General features: G+C 69.5%; 18 protein-coding genes. 9 read left to right on the top strand and 9 right to left on the bottom strand.

Features of this window, described 5'->3' with window-relative positions; translation table 11 throughout:
• Positions 1-272: 272 nt before the first annotated feature.
• Positions 273-1,100: a DUF4349 domain-containing protein gene (locus D183_RS0112050; protein WP_017909213.1), complete on the bottom strand. Its 828-nt coding sequence runs from the start codon at positions 1,098-1,100 to the stop codon at positions 273-275.
• Between the two features lie 254 nt (positions 1,101-1,354).
• Here D183_RS0112050 and D183_RS0112045 point away from each other — a divergent pair, with 254 nt between their 5' ends.
• Positions 1,355-3,169: a DUF885 domain-containing protein gene (locus D183_RS0112045; protein ID WP_017909212.1), complete on the top strand. Its 1,815-nt coding sequence runs from the start codon at positions 1,355-1,357 to the stop codon at positions 3,167-3,169.
• Positions 3,170-3,664: 495 nt separating this feature from the next.
• Here D183_RS0112045 and queA read toward each other — a convergent pair whose 3' ends face one another.
• Both queA and D183_RS0112035 read right to left on the bottom strand, forming a co-directional pair.
• A complete protein-coding gene (queA, locus tag D183_RS0112040; protein ID WP_017909211.1) occupies positions 3,665-4,714 on the bottom strand; it encodes a tRNA preQ1(34) S-adenosylmethionine ribosyltransferase-isomerase QueA in 1,050 nt (349 codons plus the stop codon).
• A gap of 135 nt (positions 4,715-4,849) precedes the next feature.
• Positions 4,850-5,281 carry an Lrp/AsnC family transcriptional regulator gene (locus tag D183_RS0112035; RefSeq protein ID WP_017909210.1) on the bottom strand — a complete coding sequence of 144 codons (432 nt, stop codon included), beginning with the start codon at positions 5,279-5,281 and terminating at the stop codon, positions 4,850-4,852.
• A 127-nt stretch (positions 5,282-5,408) separates the two neighbouring features.
• On the opposite strand from D183_RS0112035, the gene D183_RS0112030 reads away from it, so the two are divergent.
• From D183_RS0112030 to D183_RS0112015, 4 genes are all read left to right on the top strand, one after another.
• On the top strand, positions 5,409-6,905 hold the full coding sequence (locus D183_RS0112030) for an aminotransferase class III-fold pyridoxal phosphate-dependent enzyme (protein ID WP_017909209.1): 1,497 nt from the start codon (positions 5,409-5,411) through the stop codon (positions 6,903-6,905).
• 617 nt (positions 6,906-7,522) lie between these two features.
• Entirely contained in the window at positions 7,523-9,817 is a 2,295-nt protein-coding gene (locus tag D183_RS0112025; RefSeq protein ID WP_017909208.1) for a catecholate siderophore receptor Fiu, read from the top strand.
• A 63-nt stretch (positions 9,818-9,880) separates the two neighbouring features.
• Positions 9,881-10,573 carry a Fe2+-dependent dioxygenase gene (locus tag D183_RS0112020; RefSeq protein WP_017909207.1) on the top strand — a complete coding sequence of 231 codons (693 nt, stop codon included), beginning with the start codon at positions 9,881-9,883 and terminating at the stop codon, positions 10,571-10,573.
• Positions 10,574-10,742: 169 nt separating this feature from the next.
• Positions 10,743-11,663, top strand: coding sequence for an FAD:protein FMN transferase (locus D183_RS0112015; protein ID WP_017909206.1), 921 nt, complete (start codon positions 10,743-10,745; stop codon positions 11,661-11,663).
• Positions 11,664-11,828: 165 nt separating this feature from the next.
• Here D183_RS0112015 and D183_RS0112010 read toward each other — a convergent pair whose 3' ends face one another.
• From D183_RS0112010 to D183_RS0112000, 3 genes are all read right to left on the bottom strand, one after another.
• Complete coding sequence (locus D183_RS0112010; protein ID WP_017909205.1) at positions 11,829-12,521, bottom strand: response regulator transcription factor; 693 nt, start codon at positions 12,519-12,521, stop codon at positions 11,829-11,831.
• Positions 12,522-12,653: 132 nt separating this feature from the next.
• Positions 12,654-13,262, bottom strand: coding sequence for a HutD/Ves family protein (locus D183_RS0112005; protein ID WP_026144407.1), 609 nt, complete (start codon positions 13,260-13,262; stop codon positions 12,654-12,656).
• Positions 13,263-13,493: 231 nt separating this feature from the next.
• Complete coding sequence (locus D183_RS0112000; RefSeq protein ID WP_017909203.1) at positions 13,494-13,826, bottom strand: ComEA family DNA-binding protein; 333 nt, start codon at positions 13,824-13,826, stop codon at positions 13,494-13,496.
• 204 nt (positions 13,827-14,030) lie between these two features.
• Between D183_RS0112000 and D183_RS0111995 the strand changes: the two genes are divergently transcribed.
• The 4 genes from D183_RS0111995 to murU all read left to right on the top strand — a co-directional run bounded on the left by D183_RS0111995 (position 14,031) and on the right by murU (position 17,873).
• Positions 14,031-15,521, top strand: coding sequence for a M20 family metallopeptidase (locus tag D183_RS0111995; RefSeq protein ID WP_017909202.1), 1,491 nt, complete (start codon positions 14,031-14,033; stop codon positions 15,519-15,521).
• Between the two features lie 252 nt (positions 15,522-15,773).
• Positions 15,774-16,043, top strand: coding sequence for a GlsB/YeaQ/YmgE family stress response membrane protein (locus D183_RS0111990; protein WP_010344083.1), 270 nt, complete (start codon positions 15,774-15,776; stop codon positions 16,041-16,043).
• Between the two features lie 73 nt (positions 16,044-16,116).
• Positions 16,117-17,145, top strand: coding sequence for an aminoglycoside phosphotransferase family protein (locus D183_RS0111985; RefSeq protein ID WP_017909201.1), 1,029 nt, complete (start codon positions 16,117-16,119; stop codon positions 17,143-17,145).
• Entirely contained in the window at positions 17,142-17,873 is a 732-nt protein-coding gene (murU, locus tag D183_RS0111980) for an N-acetylmuramate alpha-1-phosphate uridylyltransferase MurU (RefSeq protein ID WP_017909200.1), read from the top strand. Before D183_RS0111985 ends, murU begins: the two co-directional genes overlap by 4 nt.
• Positions 17,874-18,044: 171 nt before the next feature.
• Here the strand turns inward: murU and hda are convergent, their stop codons facing one another.
• From hda to D183_RS0111965, 3 genes are all read right to left on the bottom strand, one after another.
• Positions 18,045-18,764, bottom strand: coding sequence for a DnaA regulatory inactivator Hda (gene hda, locus D183_RS0111975; protein ID WP_010344086.1), 720 nt, complete (start codon positions 18,762-18,764; stop codon positions 18,045-18,047).
• Entirely contained in the window at positions 18,761-19,930 is a 1,170-nt protein-coding gene (locus D183_RS0111970) for an AI-2E family transporter (protein ID WP_017909199.1), read from the bottom strand. Before D183_RS0111970 ends, hda begins: the two co-directional genes overlap by 4 nt.
• Positions 19,927-20,577, bottom strand: a 651-nt coding sequence (locus D183_RS0111965) for a DUF2066 domain-containing protein (protein WP_017909198.1), incomplete at its 5' end; no start/stop codon positions are given. The genes D183_RS0111965 and D183_RS0111970, both read right to left, overlap by 4 nt.

Here is a 20,577-nt window from a genome sequence, read left to right as displayed (position 1 = left end):
GCAGGTTGTTCGAGGTGCCCTGAAGTCCCTCCCACAGCGCTCCCAGCCAATGTATCGCGAGCCCCGGCAGGAGTCGTTTTGCTGTCGCTCAAGCTGAGTGTCAGACGAGAAGAACGTTAGGAGCGGCCTCAGCCGCGACCGCAACCCATCATCGCCCGCTGCTGCTGGACCAGGTGCCACCGTTCCGTCGGCAACGCATGGCAGCACCGCTGCTCGCGCATCACCTCCATCCGTTCCCGCCCGATCCCGTCGGGCGGGAACCGCTTGCTCCGCTAGGCGGAACGACGCCGACGCCGGCGCCAGGCGATCAGCCGCCACAGCGCATAGCCGAGCAGCACGAACGGGGCCAGCCCCACCACCGCGCGAATCGCCCAGGCGATCGATCCGGCGAAGATTTCGCCGCTGTCGTGCAGCGCCTCGCCGATGTCGCTGCGACTCCGCTCGGCGGTCGGCGCCGAGAACGTCAACGTCACCCGCTGCGTATCCAGGCGCCGGCGCTGCTGTGCGGCTTCCTGGCTGGTGGCGAGCAACTGCGTCTCCACGGCGGCCAGTTTCTCCGACAGCGCGATCATGTCGGCCACGCTGAGATCGCGGCGCTGCTGGAACTCCTGCAGGCGCCGCTGCTCGGCCTGCAGGCGCTGGCGCTGCGCGTCGTTGTCCTGCACCGCCTGCGCCAGATCCTCGGCATGGGTGGTGCGGCTTTCGATCTGGCCATCCTGGCCCGCCTGCGCGATCAACGGCTCGACCCCGGCCGGCGCGATCCGCACGCTGAGCTCACCGCGCGGCTGCTCGCCGCCGCGCTGCTCGACCTGCAACACGGTGCATGCCCCGAAACTGGATTTCAGGCAGCTTTCCTGGAGTTGCTTGAGGCGTGCGGGAATCTGCGCCACCGGCAATGCCACATCGACCTCGTGCTCATAGGCCAGGGACGGCATGGCGAAAGCGCCGGGACTCGGCGGCGGCGCTGCGACGGCTGCCTCTGCCGCCTGCGCTGCGGCCTCGGCGGCACCGGCCGCGCTACTGGCGGCATCGGCGGAATAGAGATGAGCGGCCGGCAGCGCCGCGCTCTCGCCGCCGCGGCTGCAGGCAGCGATCGACACCGCCAGCGCCAGGGAAGCGCCCCAGCGACACCAGCGCCGACGCGCAGGCGCTTCGACAGCGAGCGTGCCAGCCGCTGCTGCGACGCCTTCCGGATCGAACGCGGTGTCGCGTACGACATGGCCACGATGGCGACGTCCCTTGTCCTGCATTGCAGTGCTCCTGAATGGCGAAAGCGTCCAGGGTAATCCAATGGCAGGGGCGCTGGCAGCACGGCGCAGCTACCCTGGTGGATCGACCCACTCCAGGAACCCCGATGCGCAAGCACCTGCTCGCCGCCGCCCTGCTCGCCGCCCTTGCCGGCTGCCAGAAGCCCGCCGACGCGCCCGCCGCCAGCAACGCAGCCCCCGGCCAGGCCGCGGCCGCGCCCGATGCAGCCGCTGACGCCAGCTTCGCCGCGCTCTCCAAGCGCGCCGTCGACACCTGGATGCAACTGTCCCCGGTCGGCGCCACCCAGACCGGCGACCATCGCTACGACAGCGAACTGGACGACCTCAGCGCCGCCGGCCGGCAGAAGAGCCTGGACGCGAGCAAGCAGTTGCTGGCCGAACTGGACAAGCTCGACACCACCAAGCTCTCGCGCGAGAACCAGGTGGACGCGGCGATCCTGCGCAACCAGTTGCAGTCGGACATCTGGAACAGCGAGGTGGCACAAGGCTGGGCGACCGATCCGCAGGTCTACAACGGCCTGGCCGGCGGCGCGATCTACGGACTGATGGCGCGCGAGTTCGCGCCGCTGCCGGAGCGGCTGAAGTCGGCCACCGCGCGCATGGAGAAGATCCCGGCGCTGTTCGCGCAGGCGCGCGCCAACCTCGACCCGGCCCGCGTGTCGGAGATCAGCGCCAAGACCGTGGCCAAGCAGAACCGCGGCATCCTCAGCATCGTCGACAGCTTCATCGTCCCGCACATCCAGGAACTGCCGCAGGCCGACGCGCAGCGCCTGCAAGCGGCGATCGAGGGCCTGAAGAAGGCCGTGGCCGAACAGCAGACCTGGCTGGACCAGACCCTGGTGCCCAACGCCAAAGGCGACTTCCGCCTCGGCGCGGAGAAGTACGACCAGAAGCTGAAGTTCGCGCTCAACTCCTCGCTGTCGCGCGCCGAGATCAAGCAGCGCGCCGAGGCCGAGCTCTCGCGCGTGCGCCAGGACATGTACGGCATCGCCCGCACCGTGCTCAAGGACAAACCCGGCGCGCCGGCCCTGGTCGATGCGCCCAGCGACGAACAGCGGCAGAAGGCGATCGAGGCGGCGCTGGAGCTGGCCTATGCGCAGCATCCTGCGCGCGACAAGGTGGTCGAGGCCGCCAAGGCCTCGCTGGCCGATGCCACCGACTTCGTGCGCAAGAAGGATCTGGTGACCCTGCCCGACGCGCCGGTGGACATCATCCTGATGCCCGAGTTCCAGCGCGGCGTGGCGGTGGCCTACTGCGATTCGCCCGGCCCGCTGGACAAGAACCTGAAGACCTTCTACGCGGTGTCGCCGATCCCCGACGACTGGACTACGCAGCAGGCCGACTCGTTCCTGCGCGAGTACAACAGCCGCATGATCCACCTGCTGAGCATCCACGAGGGCGTGCCCGGGCATTACGTGGAAGGCTGGCACTCGGCCAAGTTCCCGTCGACGCTGCGCGGCGTGCTGCGCTCGGGCGTGTTCGCCGAAGGCTGGGCGGTGTACACCGAGCGGATGATGCAGGAGCAGGGTTATCTGGACAACGATCCGCTGTTCCACCTGGTGCAGCTGAAGTTCTATCTGCGCAGCATCGCCAACGCACTGCTCGACCAGGGCGTGCACGTGGACGGCTGGAGCAAGGAACAGGCGCTGCACCTGATGGTCCACGACACCTTCCAGCAGCAGAGCGAGGCCGAGGGCAAGTGGGTACGCGCGCAGCTGACCTCGGCGCAGCTGCCGACCTACTTCGTCGGCGTGCAGGAACACCTGGACCTGCGCAAGGCGATGCAGGACAAGCTCGGCGACAAGTTCAACCTCAAGGCCTACCACGACCAGGTGCTGTCCTACGGCGCCCCGCCGGTGCGGTTCGTGCGCGAACTGATGCTGGACGAGCCGATCAAGTAGTCGGGATTGGGGAGTCGGGATGACGGGCCTGCGGCCGTGGTGAAGCGCTTGAGGATTGGCAAGAACGTCTGGCCCCTGCTGCTGCATGGTCGTTGATACGGGCGCGATACCGTGTCTGCGCGATGCGGGGTTGATGGGCTGTCGCTGCGCGCTGCCTCCCCCTCACCCCCCTCTCCCGAAGGGAGGGGGGGCGTTGGCCTCTCCCTTCTCCCCTCGGGAGAAGGTGCCCCGAAGGGGCGGATGAGGGTACGGGCGCCGCCTCGTGCAATCACACGGGTGCAGGCTGGTTTCGCGACGCTTCGCGGTGGCTTGCATTTTGTGCAGCGGCAGGCCAGAGGTGAGGCGCGAGGTCAGGCACCGCCAGCGCGGCGACGCCTGCTCATCGGTGCGCGGCGCACGCGTCGTCGATGCGTTCACCGGCTGGGCGTAACAACGCCACCATCTTCGCCAACGCGTTCGATCGACGGCCGCCACGACCGCACGACCTCACGCGAGTCAGCCCACGCGGTCTGCCGGCGTCTCGCTGCTCCACAACAGCATCGCGTCGCCGTAGCTGAAGAAGCGGTAGCGCTCGGCGATGGCGTGGCGATAGGCGGCGAAGATGCGCTCGCGGCCGGCGAAGGCCGAGACCATCATCAGCAGCGTGCTTTCCGGCAGATGGAAGTTGGTCACCATCGCGTCGATGCTGCGGATGCGGTAGCCCGGCAAGATGAAGATCTGCGTCTCGCCGGCGAACGGATGCAGTTCGCCGTCCTTGGACGCGCTCTCCAGCGCGCGCACCACCGTGGTCCCCACCGCGATCACGCGGCCGCCGGCCGCACGCGTGCGCCGTACCTGCTCGACCAGGCTGGCGCCGACGTTGAGCCACTCGCGATGCATCTGGTGCTGCTCCAGCGCTTCCACCCGCACCGGCTGGAAGGTGCCGGCACCGACGTGCAGGGTCACATGCCCGACCTCGACCCCGCGCTGCTGCAGCGCCTGCAGCAGCGGCGCGTCGAAATGCAGCCCGGCGGTCGGTGCGGCGACCGCGCCGGCCTCGCGCGCGAACACGGTCTGGTAGCGCTCGCGATCGTCCAGGCCCGGCTCGCGGCGGATGTACGGCGGCAACGGCAACCGCCCGGCCTGCTGCAGCCAGTGCTCCAACGCGCCGTCCACATGGAACTGCAACTGGTAGAACTCGCCGTCGCGGCCCAGCACCTCGGCCTCGCCGCCGGCATCCAGGGCGATGCGTGCGCCGGCCTTGGGCGACTTGCTCACGCCCAGTTGCGCCCGCGCGCGCTGGCCGCCGAGCAGCCGTTCGATCAGGATCTCGACCCGCCCGCCAGTGCTCTTCTTCCCGAACAGCCGCGCCGGGATCACCCGCGTGTCGTTGAAGATGAGCAGGTCGCCGGCACGCAGCAGTTCCGGCAGATCGCGCACGTGCCGATCGGCGAAGGCCGCCGGCGCCGGCGGTACCAGCAACAGCCGGCTGGCCGAGCGCTCGGCCAGCGGCTCCTGCGCGATCAGGTCTTCAGGCAGGTCGTAGTGGAAATCGGACTTTTTCAAGGCGCCGGGGGAGATCGGGAATGGGCCGGCCATTGTAGCGGCGCCGGGATTGGGCATTCGGGAGTGGGGATTCGTTGAAGCAAAGCGGGATCGCGCTCTTGCGAGCCCCACTCCCTAGTCCCCAATCCCGACCTCTCACCGCTCGAACTTGGTGGACAGAATGATCGACGAAGTGGTGCGCTCCACCCCGTCCAGCGCGCCGATGCGGTCGGTCAGTTCGTCCATGTCGTTGACGCCCGGCACCACGCCGAGCGCGATCAGGTCGAAGGAGCCGCTGACCGAATGCAGCACGCGCACCGCATCGATCTCGCGCAGTGCCTTGACCACCGAGGTCATCTTCTTCGGCAGCACGGTGATCAGGATGTGCGCGCGGATATGGCCCTGTTCGTAGTCGTCGCGGGTGCGCACGGTATAGCCGCAGATCACGCCCTCGCGCTCCAGGCGCTCGATCCGGCTCTGCACGGTGGTCCGCGACACGCCCAGGCGACGGGCGATCTGGGCGGTGGAGGCGCGCGCGTCCTCGCGCAGCAGCGACAGCAGGGCGTCGTCGGAGGCGGTGATCTTCATGACCACCAATTTTCGTCGAATCGACGAAAATGCGTCAATTCCTGCACGGATTCACGCTGCCATTCGACGATCCTGTCCCGATAATAGACAGGATCGTCGCCAGACAGCCCGCCTTCAGGAGATCTCCATGACCGTACTCGGCCCCCTCGCCCCGCTCCGTGCCCACGCCGGCGATCGCCTGACCCAGGGCCTGGACGACGCCAGCATCGAGCGCCTGGCGGCCTCGCATCCGTCGCTGCGCGCGGCGATCGACGCGGCCGGTGCGGACTACGCGCGCATCGCCACGGAGTTCGGCGATCTGCTCGACCTCGACGAGGCCGAGCAGATCCGCCGCCTGCAGGCCGGGTTCGTCAATTTCTACGCCGACGACGCAGTGACACCGTACGTGGCGCTGAGCGCGCGCGGCCCGTGGGTGGTCACGCTGAAGGGCGCGGTGCTGTACGACGCCGGCGGCTACGGCATGCTCGGCTTCGGCCACACCCCGGAGGCAGTGCTGGAGGCGATGGCACGGCCGCAGGTAATGGCCAACGTGATGACCCCCAACCTGTCGCAGCTGCGCTTCGAGCGCGCGCTGCGTGCGGAGATCGGCCACCGCCGCGGCGGCTGTCCGTACGCCCGCTTCATGTGCCTCAATTCCGGTTCCGAATCGGTGGGCCTGGCCGCGCGCATCGTCGACATCAACGCCAAGCTGCAGACCGATCCGGGCGCACGCCACGCCGGCGCCAGGATCAAGCGCCTGGTGGTCAAGGGCAGCTTCCACGGCCGCACCGACCGGCCCGGCATGTACTCCGACTCCAGCCGCAAGACCTATCTGCAGCACCTGGCCAGCTACCGCGGTGACGATGGGCTGATCGCCATCGCGCCCTACGACGTGGACGCGCTGCGCCGCGCCTTCGCCGAGGCCGAGCAGCACGGCTGCTTCATCGAGGCGGTGTTCCTGGAGCCGGTGATGGGCGAAGGCGACCCCGGCCGCGCGCTGCCGCCGGCGTTCTATGCCGCCGCGCGCGAACTGACCCGCAACCACGGGAGCCTGCTGCTGGTCGACTCGATCCAGGCTGGCCTGCGCGCGCACGGCGTGCTGTCGGTGGTGGACTATCCCGGCTTCGAGCAGCTCGACCCGCCGGACCTGGAAACCTATTCGAAGGCGCTCAACGCCGCGCAGTACCCGCTGTCGGTGCTGGCGGTGACCGAGCACGCGGCGCAGGTGTATCGCAAGGGCACCTACGGCAACACCATGACCAGCAACCCGCGCGCGCTCGACGTCGCTACCGCGACCCTGGCGCAGTTGACCCCGCAGGTGCGCGCCAACATCCGCGAGCGCGGCGCCGAGGCGGTGCAGAAGCTGGAGAAGCTCAAGGCCGAACTCGGCAGCGCCATCACCCAGGTGCAGGGCACCGGCCTGCTGTTCTCCTGCGCGCTGGCCCCGCAGTACAAGTGCTACGGCGCCGGCTCCACCGAGGAGTGGTTGCGCCAGCACGGCGTCAACGTGATCCACGGCGGCGAGAACTCGCTGCGCTTCACCCCGCACTTCGCGATGGACAGCGAAGAGCTGGATCTGCTGGTCGGGCTCATCGGCCGCGCCCTGCGCGAGGGCCCGCGCGTGGCACAGGCCGCGGCGGCCTGAACCCCGCTGCTTGCGGTGCCGCGGGACGGCGCCGCAAGCGGCCAATCCCGACAGCATTGGCGCGTGCCGCCCTTGCACAGAGGGCGAGTATCGGCCTGGCTTCGTGGTCCGCCGACACTGGCGACGCTCATGGCGACACGCGATCTGGCACTGCCACACCCGCTCCTTCGGCATACCTCGAAACGCACCTGGTGCGACGATCCGGCAGCGACACTGCGCCGTCGGTACCACGCCATCTCCAGGCAGCATCGGCTGCCTGGCACCGGCGCGCCTCTCTACCGCCCCGCAGCGCCCGCCTGGTCGGCGCTGGCGTCGCGCGCCCGCACGGACGGGCCCTAAATCACTCAGTGCCGGGTCATTTGGCCGATTGCGCGCCTTGATCGATGGGCCGCATTTTCTGGCGAGTCCGGCTATCCGAACCGCGGCGGACCGGCGCCGATGACAAAGAGATTGCAAACAATTCGCATTTGCATGGAAAATGAATGCACTGCCTGCATCGCATGCGCGGCAGACACCGTTTCGCCCAGCCGCCCGATCTCGCCGCCGCGGCCGCTCCCACTGGGGGACGGCCGCTGCCCGCGATCGGGGTGCCGCCCCTCCTGCAAACCGAACCGCCCATGACTTCTCCGATCAAGCGCCGCAAACACGCCGTGACCCGCCAGACCGCCGCACCGACCCTCACCACCGCCGTGCTGCTGGGCGGGCTGAGCCTGCTTTCCCCCGCGCATGCGGAGACCGGCGACCAGCCCACCACCCTGGACAAGGTCGACGTGCAGGCCCAGCGCGCCAAGCGCTACCTGGTGGAAGTGCCGGACTCGCCGAAGTTCACCCAGCCGCTGATCGATACCCCGCAGACCCTCAACATCATCGGCAAGGACCTGTTCAACGAGCAGGGCGCCACCACCCTCACCGAAGCGCTACGCAACAGCCCGGGCGTGGGCACGTTCTATGTGGGCGAGAACGGCAACACCAGCACCGGCGATGCGATCTACATGCGCGGCTTCGACAGTTCCAGCAGCATCTTCGTCGACGGGTTGCGCGACCTCGGCTCGATCTCGCGCGACGTGTTCAACATCGAGCAGATCGAGGTCGAGAAAGGCCCGGCCGGCACCGACAACGGCCGCAGCGCGCCGACCGGCGCGATCAACCTGGTCAGCAAGCAGGCGCACCTGGACAACGCCAGCAGCGCCACGCTGTCCGGTGGCGACCATGGCCAGCGCCGCGCCACCGCAGACTGGAACCAGGCGCTGGGCGCTAGCAGCGCGCTGCGGTTGAACGTGATGGGCCAGGACAGCGACGCCATCGGCCGCGACCATGTCGCCAACAAGCGCTGGGGCCTGGCCTCGTCGCTGGCGTTCGGCCTGGGCACCGACACGCGCTACCTGCTCGACCTGCTGTACGTGAAGCAGGACAACGTGCCCGACGGCGGCGTGCCGACGATCGGCCTGCCCGGCTACAGTTCGCCCGACCCCGCAAGGCCGTGGCTCGGCGGCGCGGCGCGCGTGGACAGCAGCAACTTCTACGGCACCCGCGACGACCACGACGACGTGACCGCGAAGATGGCGACGTTCCGCATCGAGCACGACGTGTCCGACACGGTCAAGCTGACCAATACCGCGCGCTGGGGCCGCAACGAGCAGGACTACCTGCTGTTCGCGTTCATGCCCAACGCCGCCAACCTGCGCACGCCGAATCCGGCGGATCCTGCGACCTGGACAGTGCTGCGCAGCCTGCCGACCTTCAAGGATCATCAGTACACCACCCTCGCCGACCAGTTGAACCTGCGCGTGGACTTCGCCACCGGCGCAGTGCAGCACAACCTCAGCACCGGCGTGGAAGCCTCGCGCGAGGAACTGCGCAGCTGGGGCCACAACATCGTCGACCGCGCCGCCTGGCTGACGGCCAATCCGGCCAACCTGTATGCGCCGGACTGGAACACCACGCCGCTGCGCACCGCGCGCAACGGCGCGCGCAGCCATGGCACCACCACCACCTACTCGGCCTATGCCTTCGACACGCTGAAGTTCGGCGACAGCTTCCTGGTCACGGCCGGGGTGCGCGCGGATCGCTACAAGACCGACTTCGACAGCCTGGTGTGCAGTTCCGCCACCTCCACCGCCGCGCCCTGCACCACCGTGGTCGGCCTGGACACCGACATCGCCGACACGCTGTTCAGCTGGAAGCTCGGCGCGGTCTACAAGGCCAACGAGGACGTGAGCGTGTACGCCAACTTCGCCACCTCGCAGCAGCCGCCCGGCGGCAGCACGCTGGAACTGAGCGCCTCGGCCAACAACGCCAACAATCCGCGCTTCGATCCGCAGAAGGCCAAGACCGCCGAAGTCGGCACGAAGTGGAACTTCCTCGACGACGCGCTGTTCGCGACGCTGGCGCTGTTCCGTACCGACGTGAACAACGAGATCGTGCAGGGCAGCGACGGGCTGTACTACCAGAGCGGCGCGAAGCGCGTGCAGGGCATCGAACTGTCGGCGGTGGGCAAGCTGACCGAGCGCTGGTCGCTGTCCAGCGGCTACACCAAGCTGGATGCGCGGGTACGTCAAGGCACGACCGTCTCGCAGGACGGCAGCCAGGATCTGGCCTACACCCCGGACAGCGCGTTCACCGCCTGGACCACCTACACCCTGCCGTTCGGGCTGACCGTCGGCGGCGGCGTGCGCTACTCGGGCGAGATGAAGCGCGGTCGCGACGGCGCGGTCGGCACGCCGGCGTTCGTGAAGTCCTACACCGTGTGGGACGCGGTGCTGAGCTACCCGGTCAACGACCACGTGGCGCTGCGCCTGAACGCCTACAACCTGTTCGACAAGGACTACGTCGCCGCCATCAACAAGAGCGGCTTCCGCTACACGCCCGGCGCGCCGCGCTCGGTGCTGCTGACTGCCGAGGTCCGCTTCTGAGCGACCGCGCCTGCCAACGCGCGGTGGACGCCCTATCCTGGGCGTCCATCGCCGGAGCGCCCCATGCTGCTGCACATTCCCGACATCCTCAGCGCCGATGAGGTCGCGCGGTTCCGCCAGGCATTGGAGACCGCCGACTGGGTGGACGGCCGCGAAACCGTCGGCGCGCAGGGCGCGCAGGTCAAGCGCAACCTGCAACTGGCCGACGCCTCGCCGCTGAAGCAGGAGCTCGGCCAGGCGGTGCTGAGCGCGCTGGCGCGCAGCCCGCTGTACTTCGCCGCGGCGCTGCCGCTGCGCACCATCCCGCCGCGCTTCAACCGCTACAGCGGCGGCGGCAGCTACGGCCTGCACGTCGACGGCGCCGTGATGACCCAGGCCGCCACCGCCGCGCAGCCGGCGCTGACCGTGCGCAGCGACCTGTCCTGCACCCTGTTCCTGAGTGCGCCGGAGGAGTACGACGGCGGCGAACTGCTGATCCACGACACCTACGGCGAGCACGAGGTCAAGTTGCCCGCCGGCGATCTGATCCTGTATCCGTCCAACAGCCTGCACCGGGTCGCGCCGGTGACCCGCGGCGCGCGCATGGCATCGTTCTTCTGGGTGCAGAGCCTGGTGCGCGACGCCGGCCGGCGGCAGACCCTGTTCGACCTGGACACCGCGATCCAGGCGCTGACCGCCAGCGGCGCGGACGCGGCGGCGCTGCTGCGCCTGACCAACGTCTACCACAACCTGCTGCGCGACTGGTCGGAGACATGAGCGGGCGTGGGGACCGGAACGCCGAACATGCCGCCGGCACACGGTCGCGCGGCGTAGGGCACCTGCGCGCTGCCGTTGTACGGTCACACTGGGTCGACGCGTGAGTCGCCCCGCTTCACCGACCGCAGTCCGCGCCAGCGCCGGCATCGCCACGCTGCACGGCAGCAGCATGGGCACGCGCTGGAGCGCCAGGCTGCTGCCGCCCCAACGCAGCGACCTGCACGCATTGCGCGATGCGATCCAGGCGCAGCTCGATCTGGTCGTCGCGCAGATGAGCACGTGGGACGCGCAATCGGATCTCAGCCGCTACAACCGCGCCGACGCCGATACCTGGCATGCATTGCCCGCCGCGTTCGACACGGTGCTGCGCTGCGCGCTGGAAGTGGCGCATCGCAGCAGCGGCGCCTTCGATCCCACGATCGGCGCCGTGGTCGGCGCGTGGGGTTTCGGTGCCACCGCCGGGGATCGGCGGGTGCCGGAGCCCGCCGCCCTGCAACAGGCCCGCGCCGCGGGCGACTGGCGCCGACTGACCGTCGACGACGCGGGCCGCTGGCACCAGCCGGGCGGGCTGCATCTGGATCTGTCGGCGATCGCCAAGGGCTACGGCGTCGACCTGGCGGCAACGGCGCTGCGTGCGCATGGCGTGGAAAGCGCACTGGTCGAGGTCGGCGGCGATCTCTATGGCTACGGTCGCAAGCCGGACGCGCAGGCGTGGCGGGTGTTGATCGAGGCCGCTGCGGACGAGCAGGTGCATGGCGACGCATCGCCGCGCGCGCTCGCGGTCGACGGCCTGGCGGTGGCCACCTCCGGCGACCGCTGGCACCACTTCGAACAGGACGGACGACGCTATGGACACCTGCTGGATCCGCGTCGCGGCCGACCGATCGCCGCGACGCTGGCCGCGGTGACGGTGGTGGCCGCCGATGCCATGCGTGCCGATGCCTGGGCCACTGCCCTGAGCGTGCTCGGTGTGGAGGCCGGACTGGCCTGCGCCGAGCGCGAAGGACTGGCGGTGCGCTTCCTGGTGCGCCACGACGGCGCAGTGCAGGAACGGCTCAGCAGCCGCTTCGCGGCGTTAGCAAGGGGCTGAGCTGAGCGCGGCACGCTGCTCGATGAGCCGCGGCCGGGAGAACACCAGGGCACCGCGCGAGACCTCGCGCCGGCGTGTTCCGGACAACACGCCGCGACCCGACCGCCACTGCTACGGTGGCGGCTTCGGCCGCGGCGACGCCAGCAACGCCACGCCGTCGCGCCATCAGCGCGACGCTGGCAACCCCATGCGCTGCAGCTCGAACACATAGCCCTTGCCGCGTACCGTGCGGATCCATTGCGGCACCAGCGGGTCGTCGCCGAGCTTCTGGCGCAGCCGCGAGACCTGCAGATCGATGCCGCGGCTGCCCGCAGGCATGCTGGCCTCGCCGTCGCCCAGCGCGGTGCGCAGCGTCTCGCGCGTGAGCACCTCGCCCGGCTGCTCCAGGAACACCGCCATCAGCCGCAGTTCGCCGGGCGACAGCGGGATCGTCCGCCCGTCCGGCGCCACCGCCTGGTGCCGCGCGGCATCGACCTGCCAGCCGCCATGCGCCACTGCCGGCGGCTGGGTCGCGCGCACCCGACGCAGCACCGCGTTGAGCCGCGCCACCAGTTCGCGCAGGTCGGGCGGCCGCACCAGGAAGTCGTCCGCGCCCAGATCCAGCCCGATCACCCGGTCCACCGGCTCGGCGCGGTCGGCCATCATCACGATGGCGATGTCGCCGCGGTCGCGCAGTTGCCGGCACAAGCGCAGGCCCTCGGCGCCGTCGAGGCCGGCATCGAGCACCACCGCGTCGTAATGCCCGGCCGCCAGTTGCGCCTGCAGGTGCGGCGCACTGTCGGCGTCATGGGCCTGCAGGTTGAAACACGCCAGGTAATCGCGAATCCGGTCGCGCAAGACCGCGTCCGCGTCCGCCACCAGAATTTTCGCCAACCACCTGTTGTCCGAGAGCACCTGTCGGCTTCCGCTGTACGGCCCGGATGGCCGCGTTCGCGCATTGGACGCGGTCGGCGTCGAGGCTGCAAGAGCCGCGCGCGTGGTGGAGCGGGCTCAGTCCGCCGGCGTCGGCAGGGCCTCGATGCGCATCGCCAACACCTCCCCGCCCCCGCTCAAAGCAAAGCGGCGCCTGGCATCGGCGGCCAACCAGGCACTGTCGCCGGCCGCCAATGGCGGCAGTCCGCTGGCCGCATCGAACTGCGCTTGCCCTGCCAGAAGATGAACGGCCCAGGCGACACCGGGTTCGGCGAAGAACAGCATCGGCCCGACCAGCGGCCGGTGCAGCAGTTGCGTGCGCAGCCGGTCGCGTCGCCACATGAGGTTGAAATCGTGGGTCGGCCCGTCCAGCAACTCGCCACGCAGCGGCCGCTCGCCGGCGAAGCGCAGGCGCGCGCAAGGATCCTGCAGCACTTGTTCCTCGCCGTCGTCGAAACGCAGGCGCACGCCGTTGCCGCGCAGCAGGACCAGTTCGCGGTCGATCCCGGGGAAAGCTGAAAAGGCGGCATCCTGCTCGATCTCGGCGATGGACAGGCGCAGCAGCCAGTCGTCGCCGACCGCCGGCAGACGCAGGATCTCCCGGGTCCAGCCCAGGCCGTTGCGCCAGCGTTCGCGGCGATACTCATTGGCGGGGATCACCCGCGCGGGCAGCGTGCACCAGTCCATGCGCGCATTCTGCACGATCAAGGCAAGCGGCCGGTCCTTGGCCAGCCCGAATATGCGACGCAGGAGGCGCCATGGCGCCCAAAAAAAACATCGCCCGGCTGCACGTCACTGTGCAACGCCGGGCGACGATGTACCTCCCTGTCGGCTTCCTGCCTTCCCCCTTCGCATCCTGCTCAGTGAGGCTGCGGCCGCGCGTCCAGCGCCGGCCCTATCCTTTCGTTGCAAATCCCTTTAACGCCTTTCCACCGGCTTGGCAGCTGCCTGCTTGGCGGCTGTCGGTGCGGGTGCCTTCGTGGCGCCCACATCGATCCGGTCGCGGTTCCGCTCGACCGTCTTGAGTCCGATGCCTTTCACCAGTGCCAGTTCCTCGGCGCTCTTGAAAGGTCCGTGCGCCTGCCGGTAGTCGACGATCGCCTGGGCCTTGGAGGCCCCCACGTTCACCAACACCTGGTCGATTTCCTCCGCTCCAGCGGAGTTGATGTTGACCTTGTCCGCGGCGAGCGCGGAACCGGACAGCATCAGGGCAACGACCAGCGACTTCAGGACCACGATAAAAGACTGCATGGCAACGCTCCTTGTGACTTGGATGGGGACTTCGCCGGCCTTTCCTGCCGGCGTTGTCAGCATCACTCGCCACATGGGTACAGCCTATCGTCGGAACGCGTCACAAACAGCAGGTAAACGGCGCGTCGCCGTGTAGGAAAAACCCTACACGGGCACCGGGGCGTAGAATGGCTGCACACGTGTGCAATCACTTCGGAGCTTTTCATGGACAGTGCCAAGATCGACCGTTTCCTGAGCGAAAAGTGGGATGACGACATCGTCCCGCAACTGGTCGATTACATCCGCATCCCCAACAAATCGCCGATGTTCGACGCCGATTGGGTCGCGCATGGCTACATGGCCGATGCGGTGGCGCTGATGGAGCGCTGGGCGCGCGCGCAGGCGATCCCCGGCCTGCAGGTGGAGGTGGTGCAACTGGAAGGCCGCACCCCGTTGATCTACCTGGAGGTGCCGGCCAGCAGCGACGCGACCGGCGAGGACACCGTGCTGCTGTACGGGCACCTGGACAAGCAGCCGGAAATGACCGGCTGGGACGCCGACCTGGGTCCGTGGACGCCGGTGCTCAAGGGCGACCGCCTGTACGGCCGCGGCGGCGCCGACGACGGCTACGCCCTGTTCGGTTCGCTGGCGGCGATCCAGGCGCTGCAGGACCAGGGCATCCCGCACGCGCGCTGCGTGGTGCTGATCGAGGCCTGCGAGGAATCGGGCAGCTACGACCTGCCCGCCTACGTCGACCACCTGGCGGCGCGGATCGGCAAGCCATCGCTGGTGGTGTGCCTGGATTCGGGCTGCGGCAACTACGAGCAGCTGTGGTGCACGACCTCGCTGCGCGGCCTGGCCGGCGGCAACTTCAGCGTCAAGGTGCTCAGCGAAGGCGTGCATTCGGGCGACGCCTCCGGCGTGGTGCCGTCGAGCTTCCGCGTGCTGCGCGACCTGCTGTCACGACTGGAGGACGAAGCCACCGGCAAGATCAAGGTCGACGGCCTGTACGCCGACATCCCCGAGGAGCGGCTGGCGCAGGCACGCAAGGTCGCCGAGGTGCTGGGCGACGAGGTCTACAGCAAGTTCCCGTTCCTGCCCGGCATGCGGCCGATGCACGAGGACCTGTCCGAGCTGGTGCTCAACCGCACCTGGCGCCCGGCACTGTCGGTGACCGGCGCCGACGGCCTGCCGCCGCTGGCCTCGGCCGGCAATGTGCTGCGCCCCGAGACCGCGGTGAAGCTGTCGCTGCGCCTGCCGCCGACGCTGGACGGCAAGCACGCCGGCGAACTGCTCAAGGACGTGCTGCTGCGCGATCCGCCGTACGGCGCCGAGGTGTCGCTGGCGCTGGAGAAGTCCTCCTCCGGCTGGAACGCGCCGGCGCAGTCGCCGTGGCTGACCGACGCGATCGAAGCTGCCTCGCAGGCGGCGTTCGGCAAGCCGGCGATGTACATGGGCGAAGGCGGCTCGATCCCGTTCATGGGCATGCTCGGCGAGAAGTTCCCCGGCGCGCAGTTCATGATCACCGGCGTGCTCGGCCCGCATTCCAACGCGCACGGCCCCAACGAGTTCCTGCACATCCCGATGGGCAAGCGGGTCACCGCCTGCGTGTCGCGGGTGATCGCCGCCCACCATGCCGCCAGCCTGCGCGGCGAGACCACCGGCAGCGCGGCGGTGGCCGGCGGCGAGCAGCATGGCGGGCATGGGTGCTGTTGATGGGGCCGGGATGGCGGGAGTCGGGATTCGGGATTGGCGAAGCCGGTTTCCTGAGTGACTGATCCGTCCCCTGCTTGCGGTGGGAGAGGCGTCGGCTCCGACGCGGCGCCTTTCCGATGGTGTCATCCGCGCAGCGCGGGCGGCCTCCTTCCATGGGCGTGCCGACTGCGCGGCGCACGCAAGCATCGACGCCATCACAGTCGATCTGGCACGATCCGACGCTGATCCCCCTCCGCGTCCGGAACGCTTCCCATGCACACTCTGTTCGGCAGCGACAGCTGGCTCTACATCATCCTGGTGGGCTTCGTGGTCGGCCTGCTGGCGCGTTTCCTCGGCCCCAGCAGCGGACGCTCCGGCTGCCTGTTCACCGTGTTGCTGGGTATCGCCGGCGCGCTGCTGGCCGGTTGGTTCGGCCACTACATGGGCTGGTACAGCCGTGGCGAGCCGGCGGGCTTCCTCGGCGCGCTGCTCGGCGCCATCGCCCTGCTCGCGCTGTTGCGGCTGTTCTCCAGCAAGCGCTGAGGCACGGCGCGCCGCTCGCCACGGCGGCGGCGCCCGTTTACGCTGTGCGGCTCGTTTCCGCCGCAGCCTGCCGATGAGCGCCAGCCCGATGGTTCCCGATGTCCTTGCGGCACGCGCCGCGCAACGCCTGGCCTGGGCGCGCACGGCCCTGGACGACGCACAGGCGACGCTGCAGCGCGCCTCGGTGGACGCCGGCCAGCGCAGCTACTGGCGCAGCCACGGCCACGGCGTCAGCCGCATCGTGATGGATTCGCCGCCGGACCTGGAAGACGTGCGGCCGTGGCTGCGCATGCATGCGCTGCTGCACGGCGGCGGCGTGCGGGTGCCAACGATCCTGGCGCAGGACGCGGAGGCCGGCTTCCTGCTGCTGGAAGACCTGGGCCAACCGACCCTGGCGCAATGCCTGGACACGAGCACAGCGGACGCGCACTTCGACGCCGCGCTCGGCCAGTTGCTGCGGCTGCAGGCGATCGCGCCGCCGCCAGGCATGGGCGTGTTCGGCGAGGCGCTGCTGCAACGCGACGCGGGACTGTTCGAGGACTGGTTCCTGCAACGCCACCTGGGCATCACCCTGGATGCCGACGAACGCGCGGCCCTGCACGGTGTGCAGCGTCAGCTCATGGACAACGCGCTGGCGCAGCCGCAGGTGCTGGTGCATCGCGACTTCATGCCGCGCAACCTGATGCCGGCGGCCGACGGCCCGGCGGTGCTGGATTTCCAGGATTGCGTGATCGGCCCGGTGGCCTACGACCCGGTCAGCCTGTTCAAGGACACCACGGTCAGCTGGCCGCTGGCACGGGTGGATGCCTGGCTCGCCAGCTATCACGCGCGTGCGCTGCAGGCCGGGATTCCGGTGCCGCCGCTGGCGCAATTCCTGCGCGACGCCGAGTGGATGGGCGTGCAGCGCCACCTGAAGAACCTGGGCATCTTCGCACGGCTGAACTACCGCGACGGCAAGGCCTGGTACCTGGATAACGTGCCGCGCTTCATCGCCTACCTCGACGAAGCATTGCCGCGGCACCCGACCCTGCAGCCGCTGGCGCAACTGCTGCAGACGCGGATCAAGCCGGCCCTGGCGCAGCGCGCGGCGGCCTGCGCATGAAGGCGCTGATCTTCGCCGCCGGCCTCGGCGAGCGCATGCGTCCGTTGACCGCACACACGCCCAAGCCGCTGCTGGCGGTGGGCGGCACGCCGCTGATCGTCTGGCACCTGCGCAAGCTCGCCGCGCTGGGCGTGCGCGAGGTGGTGATCAACACGTCCTGGCTGGCCGAACAGTTCCCGCAGACGCTCGGCGACGGTAGCGCGTTCGGGCTGCATATCGCCTATTCCTACGAAGGCGCCACGCCGCTGGAAACCGGTGGCGGCATGCTGCACGCGCTGCCGCTGCTCGGCGAGGCGCCGTTCCTGCTGGTCAACGGCGACATCTGGACCGACTTCGATTTCGCCCGACTGGCGCCCGAGCCGCCGGGCCTGGCGCAGCTGGTGCTGGTGGACCCGCCGGCCTACGCCGCGCACGGCGATTTCGCCCTGCAGGAGGACGGGCGCTTGCACAACGCCGGCGACCGGTTGCTGACCTACGCCGGCATCGGCATGTACCGCCCCGCCCTGCTGCGCGACTGGCAGACCATCGCCGCCCCGGCGCCGACCGCGCCGGGCGTGCCGCCCCGCTTCTCGGTGGTGCCGCTGCTGCGTGCGCAGGCCGAACAGGGGCGACTCCACGGCCTGCGGCACCACGGCCGCTGGACGGATGTCGGCACGCCGCAGCGGCTGGCGGAGTTGGATGAGGGGCTGGGAATGGGGAAACGGGAATCGGGAATCGGGAAAAGCTGATTTCCCGCGAGCTTCGGCAGCCTCAACCACGGCATACGTCGTCGCCCATCATAGGTCGTAGGTTCAAATCCTGCCCCCGCAACCATCTTTGTCTGCAGCGGCAACCAGTGCATCTATTGCAAGCTACTTTTTGTTCTTCTGGCTTCTACGTACTGCTTCAGTCCTCGCGCTTCAGCTTTTACCCATTCCCGATTCCCCATTCCCGATTCCCACCCTACGCAAAAACGGCACCGTCACCCGCCGCTGCGCCGCCAGCGATTCGCGGTCCAGGCGCTCCAGCAGGCCGATCAGGCCGGCCAGGTCGCGTCCGGCGTGGGTCAGCAGCCAGTCGATCGCCGCGTCTTCCAGCACCAGGCCACGGCGCTGGGCACGCTCGCGCAGCACCGCGGCGCGGCCGGCGTCGTCCAGTGGCGCCAAGGCGATGCGGGTGCACTGCGACAGCCGCGAGCGCAGGTCCGGCAGACTGAGCGCCAGGCCGTCGGGCATCGCCTGCGCGGTGTACAGCAGGGTCACCCCGGCGCTGCGCGCACGGTTGTGGAAATCGAACAGCGCCACCTCGTCCTCGCGCTGCCCGGCGATCGCTTCCAGGCCGTCTAGGGCGACCAGATCGCGGCCCTCCAATGCTTCCAACGCATCGCGCAGGCGGCCGGCGGCGGCCTGCAGCGGCAGGTAGGCGGCGCTACGCCCGGCCTGTTCGGTGGCTGCGCACAGCGCCAGGGCCAGGTGGGTCTTGCCGGTGCCGGCGGGGCCGGACAGGTACACCCAGTCGTCGGCGGCGCCGTCGGCGACCGCCTGCAGCTGCGCCAGCAGTCCGTCCGGCGCACCCAGATAGCGGTCCAGGCGTTGCTCCGGCGGATAGCGCAGGGCCAACGGCAGTTGTGGCACGCTCACGGCTGGTCGGGGCTGCGCGGCGGCAGTTCGATGATGGTGGTGCGCTCGGTGACCGTATCCAGCAGGATCGCCGACTTCTCGCCCGCGTACAGGTCGCTCTGCCGGTACTGCTCGTGCAGGTAGTGCAGCAGCACGTTGGCCACCGCCGCCACCGGCAGCGCCAGCAGCATGCCGAGGAAACCGAACAGCTGGCCGCCGGCCATCACCGCGAAGATCACCGCCACCGGATGCAGGCCGATCTTGTCGCCGACGATGCGCGGGGTCAGCACGTAGCTCTCCAGTAACTGGCCGACGGTGAACACCACGCCGACCAGGATCAGCAACTGCAGGTCGAAGCCCTTGGCCTGCACCAGTGCGGCCAGCACCGCCAGCAGGATGCCGGTGGTCGCGCCCAGGTACGGGATGAAGCTGATCAGGCCGGCGACGATGCCGATCAACAGCCCGAGCTTGAGCCCGACCAGGGTCAGGCCGCCGGCGTAGATCACGCCCAGCGCCAGCATCACCAGGAACTGGCCGCGGATGAACGCGCCCAGCACCTCGTTGGACTGCTGCGCCAGGCGGGTGATGGTGCCGACGTGGTTGCGCGGGATGGTGGCGGCCACGCGCGCGACCAGCAGGTCCCAGTCGCGCAGGAAGTAGAAGGTCAGGATCGGCAGCAGCACCAGGTTGACCACCCAGGTCACCATCGCGAAGCCCGAGCGCGACAGGTAGCCGAAGAAGGTCGCGGCGACGCCGCCGGCCTGCTGCCAGTGCCCGCGGATCCAGTCGATCAGCCGCTCCGGATCCAGCCAGCCCATCAGCTCCAGCCCGGTCTTCTGCTCGGCCCACGGGATCGCGGTGCCGATGAACCAGTCGCGCGCCTGCGGCAGCACGTCGATGAAGGTGACGATCTGCCGCTCCAGCATCGGCACCAGGATCACCAGCGCCAGCACCAGCAGCAGCACCATCAGCACGAACACCAGGGTCACCGCCATGTTGCGCGAGCGCCCGGCGCGCTCCAGGCGGTCCACCAGCGGGTCGCCGAGCCAGCCGAGCAGCAGCGCCAGCACGAACGGGGTCAGGATCGGCGCCAGCAGCCACACCACCCACAGCACGCCGACGATCACCGCCGTCCATTTCAGGCGGCGCAGGAACAGCGCGATCTCGGCTTCGGGCGACAACGTCATTTCAGGCGGTACTCCGTCGGCTCGCTGTTGAGGATCACCGGACCCTCGACCGGCGCGACCACCGGCTGCAGCGCGCCGTCCGGGCCGAGCATGCGGTTCAGGCCGGACACGCCGCTGAGCAGGTCCAGGTCCAGTTCCAGGCGATCGCCGTCGGCGCGGACCGGCACGATGCGCCGCACCACCGAGGCGTTCTGCAGCGCGGCGGAGGCGCGCAGGTAATCGTCGGCGCTGCGGATGCCGGTGATCACCACCCGATAGATCCCGGCCGGGCCGGCGCTGACCGCCTTGGCGTAGCGTTTGACCAGGGCATCGGCGGCGCCGTCGGCTCCGCTGGCCATGGCGCGGCGCGCGTCGGCGTCGCTGGACGACCAGGTCGACAGCACCTTGCCGCTATCGACGAAGGTCCAGTCCGCGGTCCAGCCGCCGGCCTTGCCGCGGTACAGCTTGCCGATCAGTTGCATCGGCGGGCTGTAGCGCGACGAGGCGCTGGCCACCGCCGCGGTGTCCTGGCGCCAGATCGCGCCGGCCAGGGCCTGCTCGGCGGCGTTGCCGGTGGGCAGGCCGAGGCGGAAGCCACGCTCGATCGCGCGGTCGAGCAGGCTGCGCGCGGCGTTGGACTGCTGCACGCCGACCAGGCGCGGGCCGCT

Source organism: Xanthomonas sp. SHU 199 (genome assembly GCF_000364665.1).
GTDB classification, from domain to species: Bacteria; Pseudomonadota; Gammaproteobacteria; order Xanthomonadales; family Xanthomonadaceae; genus Xanthomonas_A; species Xanthomonas_A sontii.
Note: the sequence above shows the minus strand (reverse complement) of the source record. Positions and strands in the feature narration are given on the sequence as shown.

Bases quoted from the DNA above. Each gene is read 5' to 3' on its own strand.
- D183_RS0112045 (WP_017909212.1), top strand. From the start codon at position 1,355: ATGCGCAAGCACCTGCTCGCCGCCGCCCTGCTCGCCGCCCTTGCCGGC.
- D183_RS0112035 (WP_017909210.1), bottom strand. From the start codon at position 5,281: ATGAAGATCACCGCCTCCGACGACGCCCTGCTGTCGCTGCTGCGCGAG.
- D183_RS0112030 (WP_017909209.1), top strand. From the start codon at position 5,409: ATGACCGTACTCGGCCCCCTCGCCCCGCTCCGTGCCCACGCCGGCGAT.
- D183_RS0112025 (WP_017909208.1), top strand. From the start codon at position 7,523: ATGACTTCTCCGATCAAGCGCCGCAAACACGCCGTGACCCGCCAGACC.
- D183_RS0112020 (WP_017909207.1), top strand. From the start codon at position 9,881: ATGCTGCTGCACATTCCCGACATCCTCAGCGCCGATGAGGTCGCGCGG.
- D183_RS0112015 (WP_017909206.1), top strand. From the start codon at position 10,743: ATGGGCACGCGCTGGAGCGCCAGGCTGCTGCCGCCCCAACGCAGCGAC.
- D183_RS0112005 (WP_026144407.1), bottom strand. From the start codon at position 13,262: ATGGACTGGTGCACGCTGCCCGCGCGGGTGATCCCCGCCAATGAGTAT.
- D183_RS0112000 (WP_017909203.1), bottom strand. From the start codon at position 13,826: ATGCAGTCTTTTATCGTGGTCCTGAAGTCGCTGGTCGTTGCCCTGATG.
- D183_RS0111995 (WP_017909202.1), top strand. From the start codon at position 14,031: ATGGACAGTGCCAAGATCGACCGTTTCCTGAGCGAAAAGTGGGATGAC.
- D183_RS0111990 (WP_010344083.1), top strand. From the start codon at position 15,774: ATGCACACTCTGTTCGGCAGCGACAGCTGGCTCTACATCATCCTGGTG.
- D183_RS0111985 (WP_017909201.1), top strand. From the start codon at position 16,117: ATGAGCGCCAGCCCGATGGTTCCCGATGTCCTTGCGGCACGCGCCGCG.
- murU (WP_017909200.1), top strand. From the start codon at position 17,142: ATGAAGGCGCTGATCTTCGCCGCCGGCCTCGGCGAGCGCATGCGTCCG.
- D183_RS0111970 (WP_017909199.1), bottom strand. From the start codon at position 19,930: ATGACGTTGTCGCCCGAAGCCGAGATCGCGCTGTTCCTGCGCCGCCTG.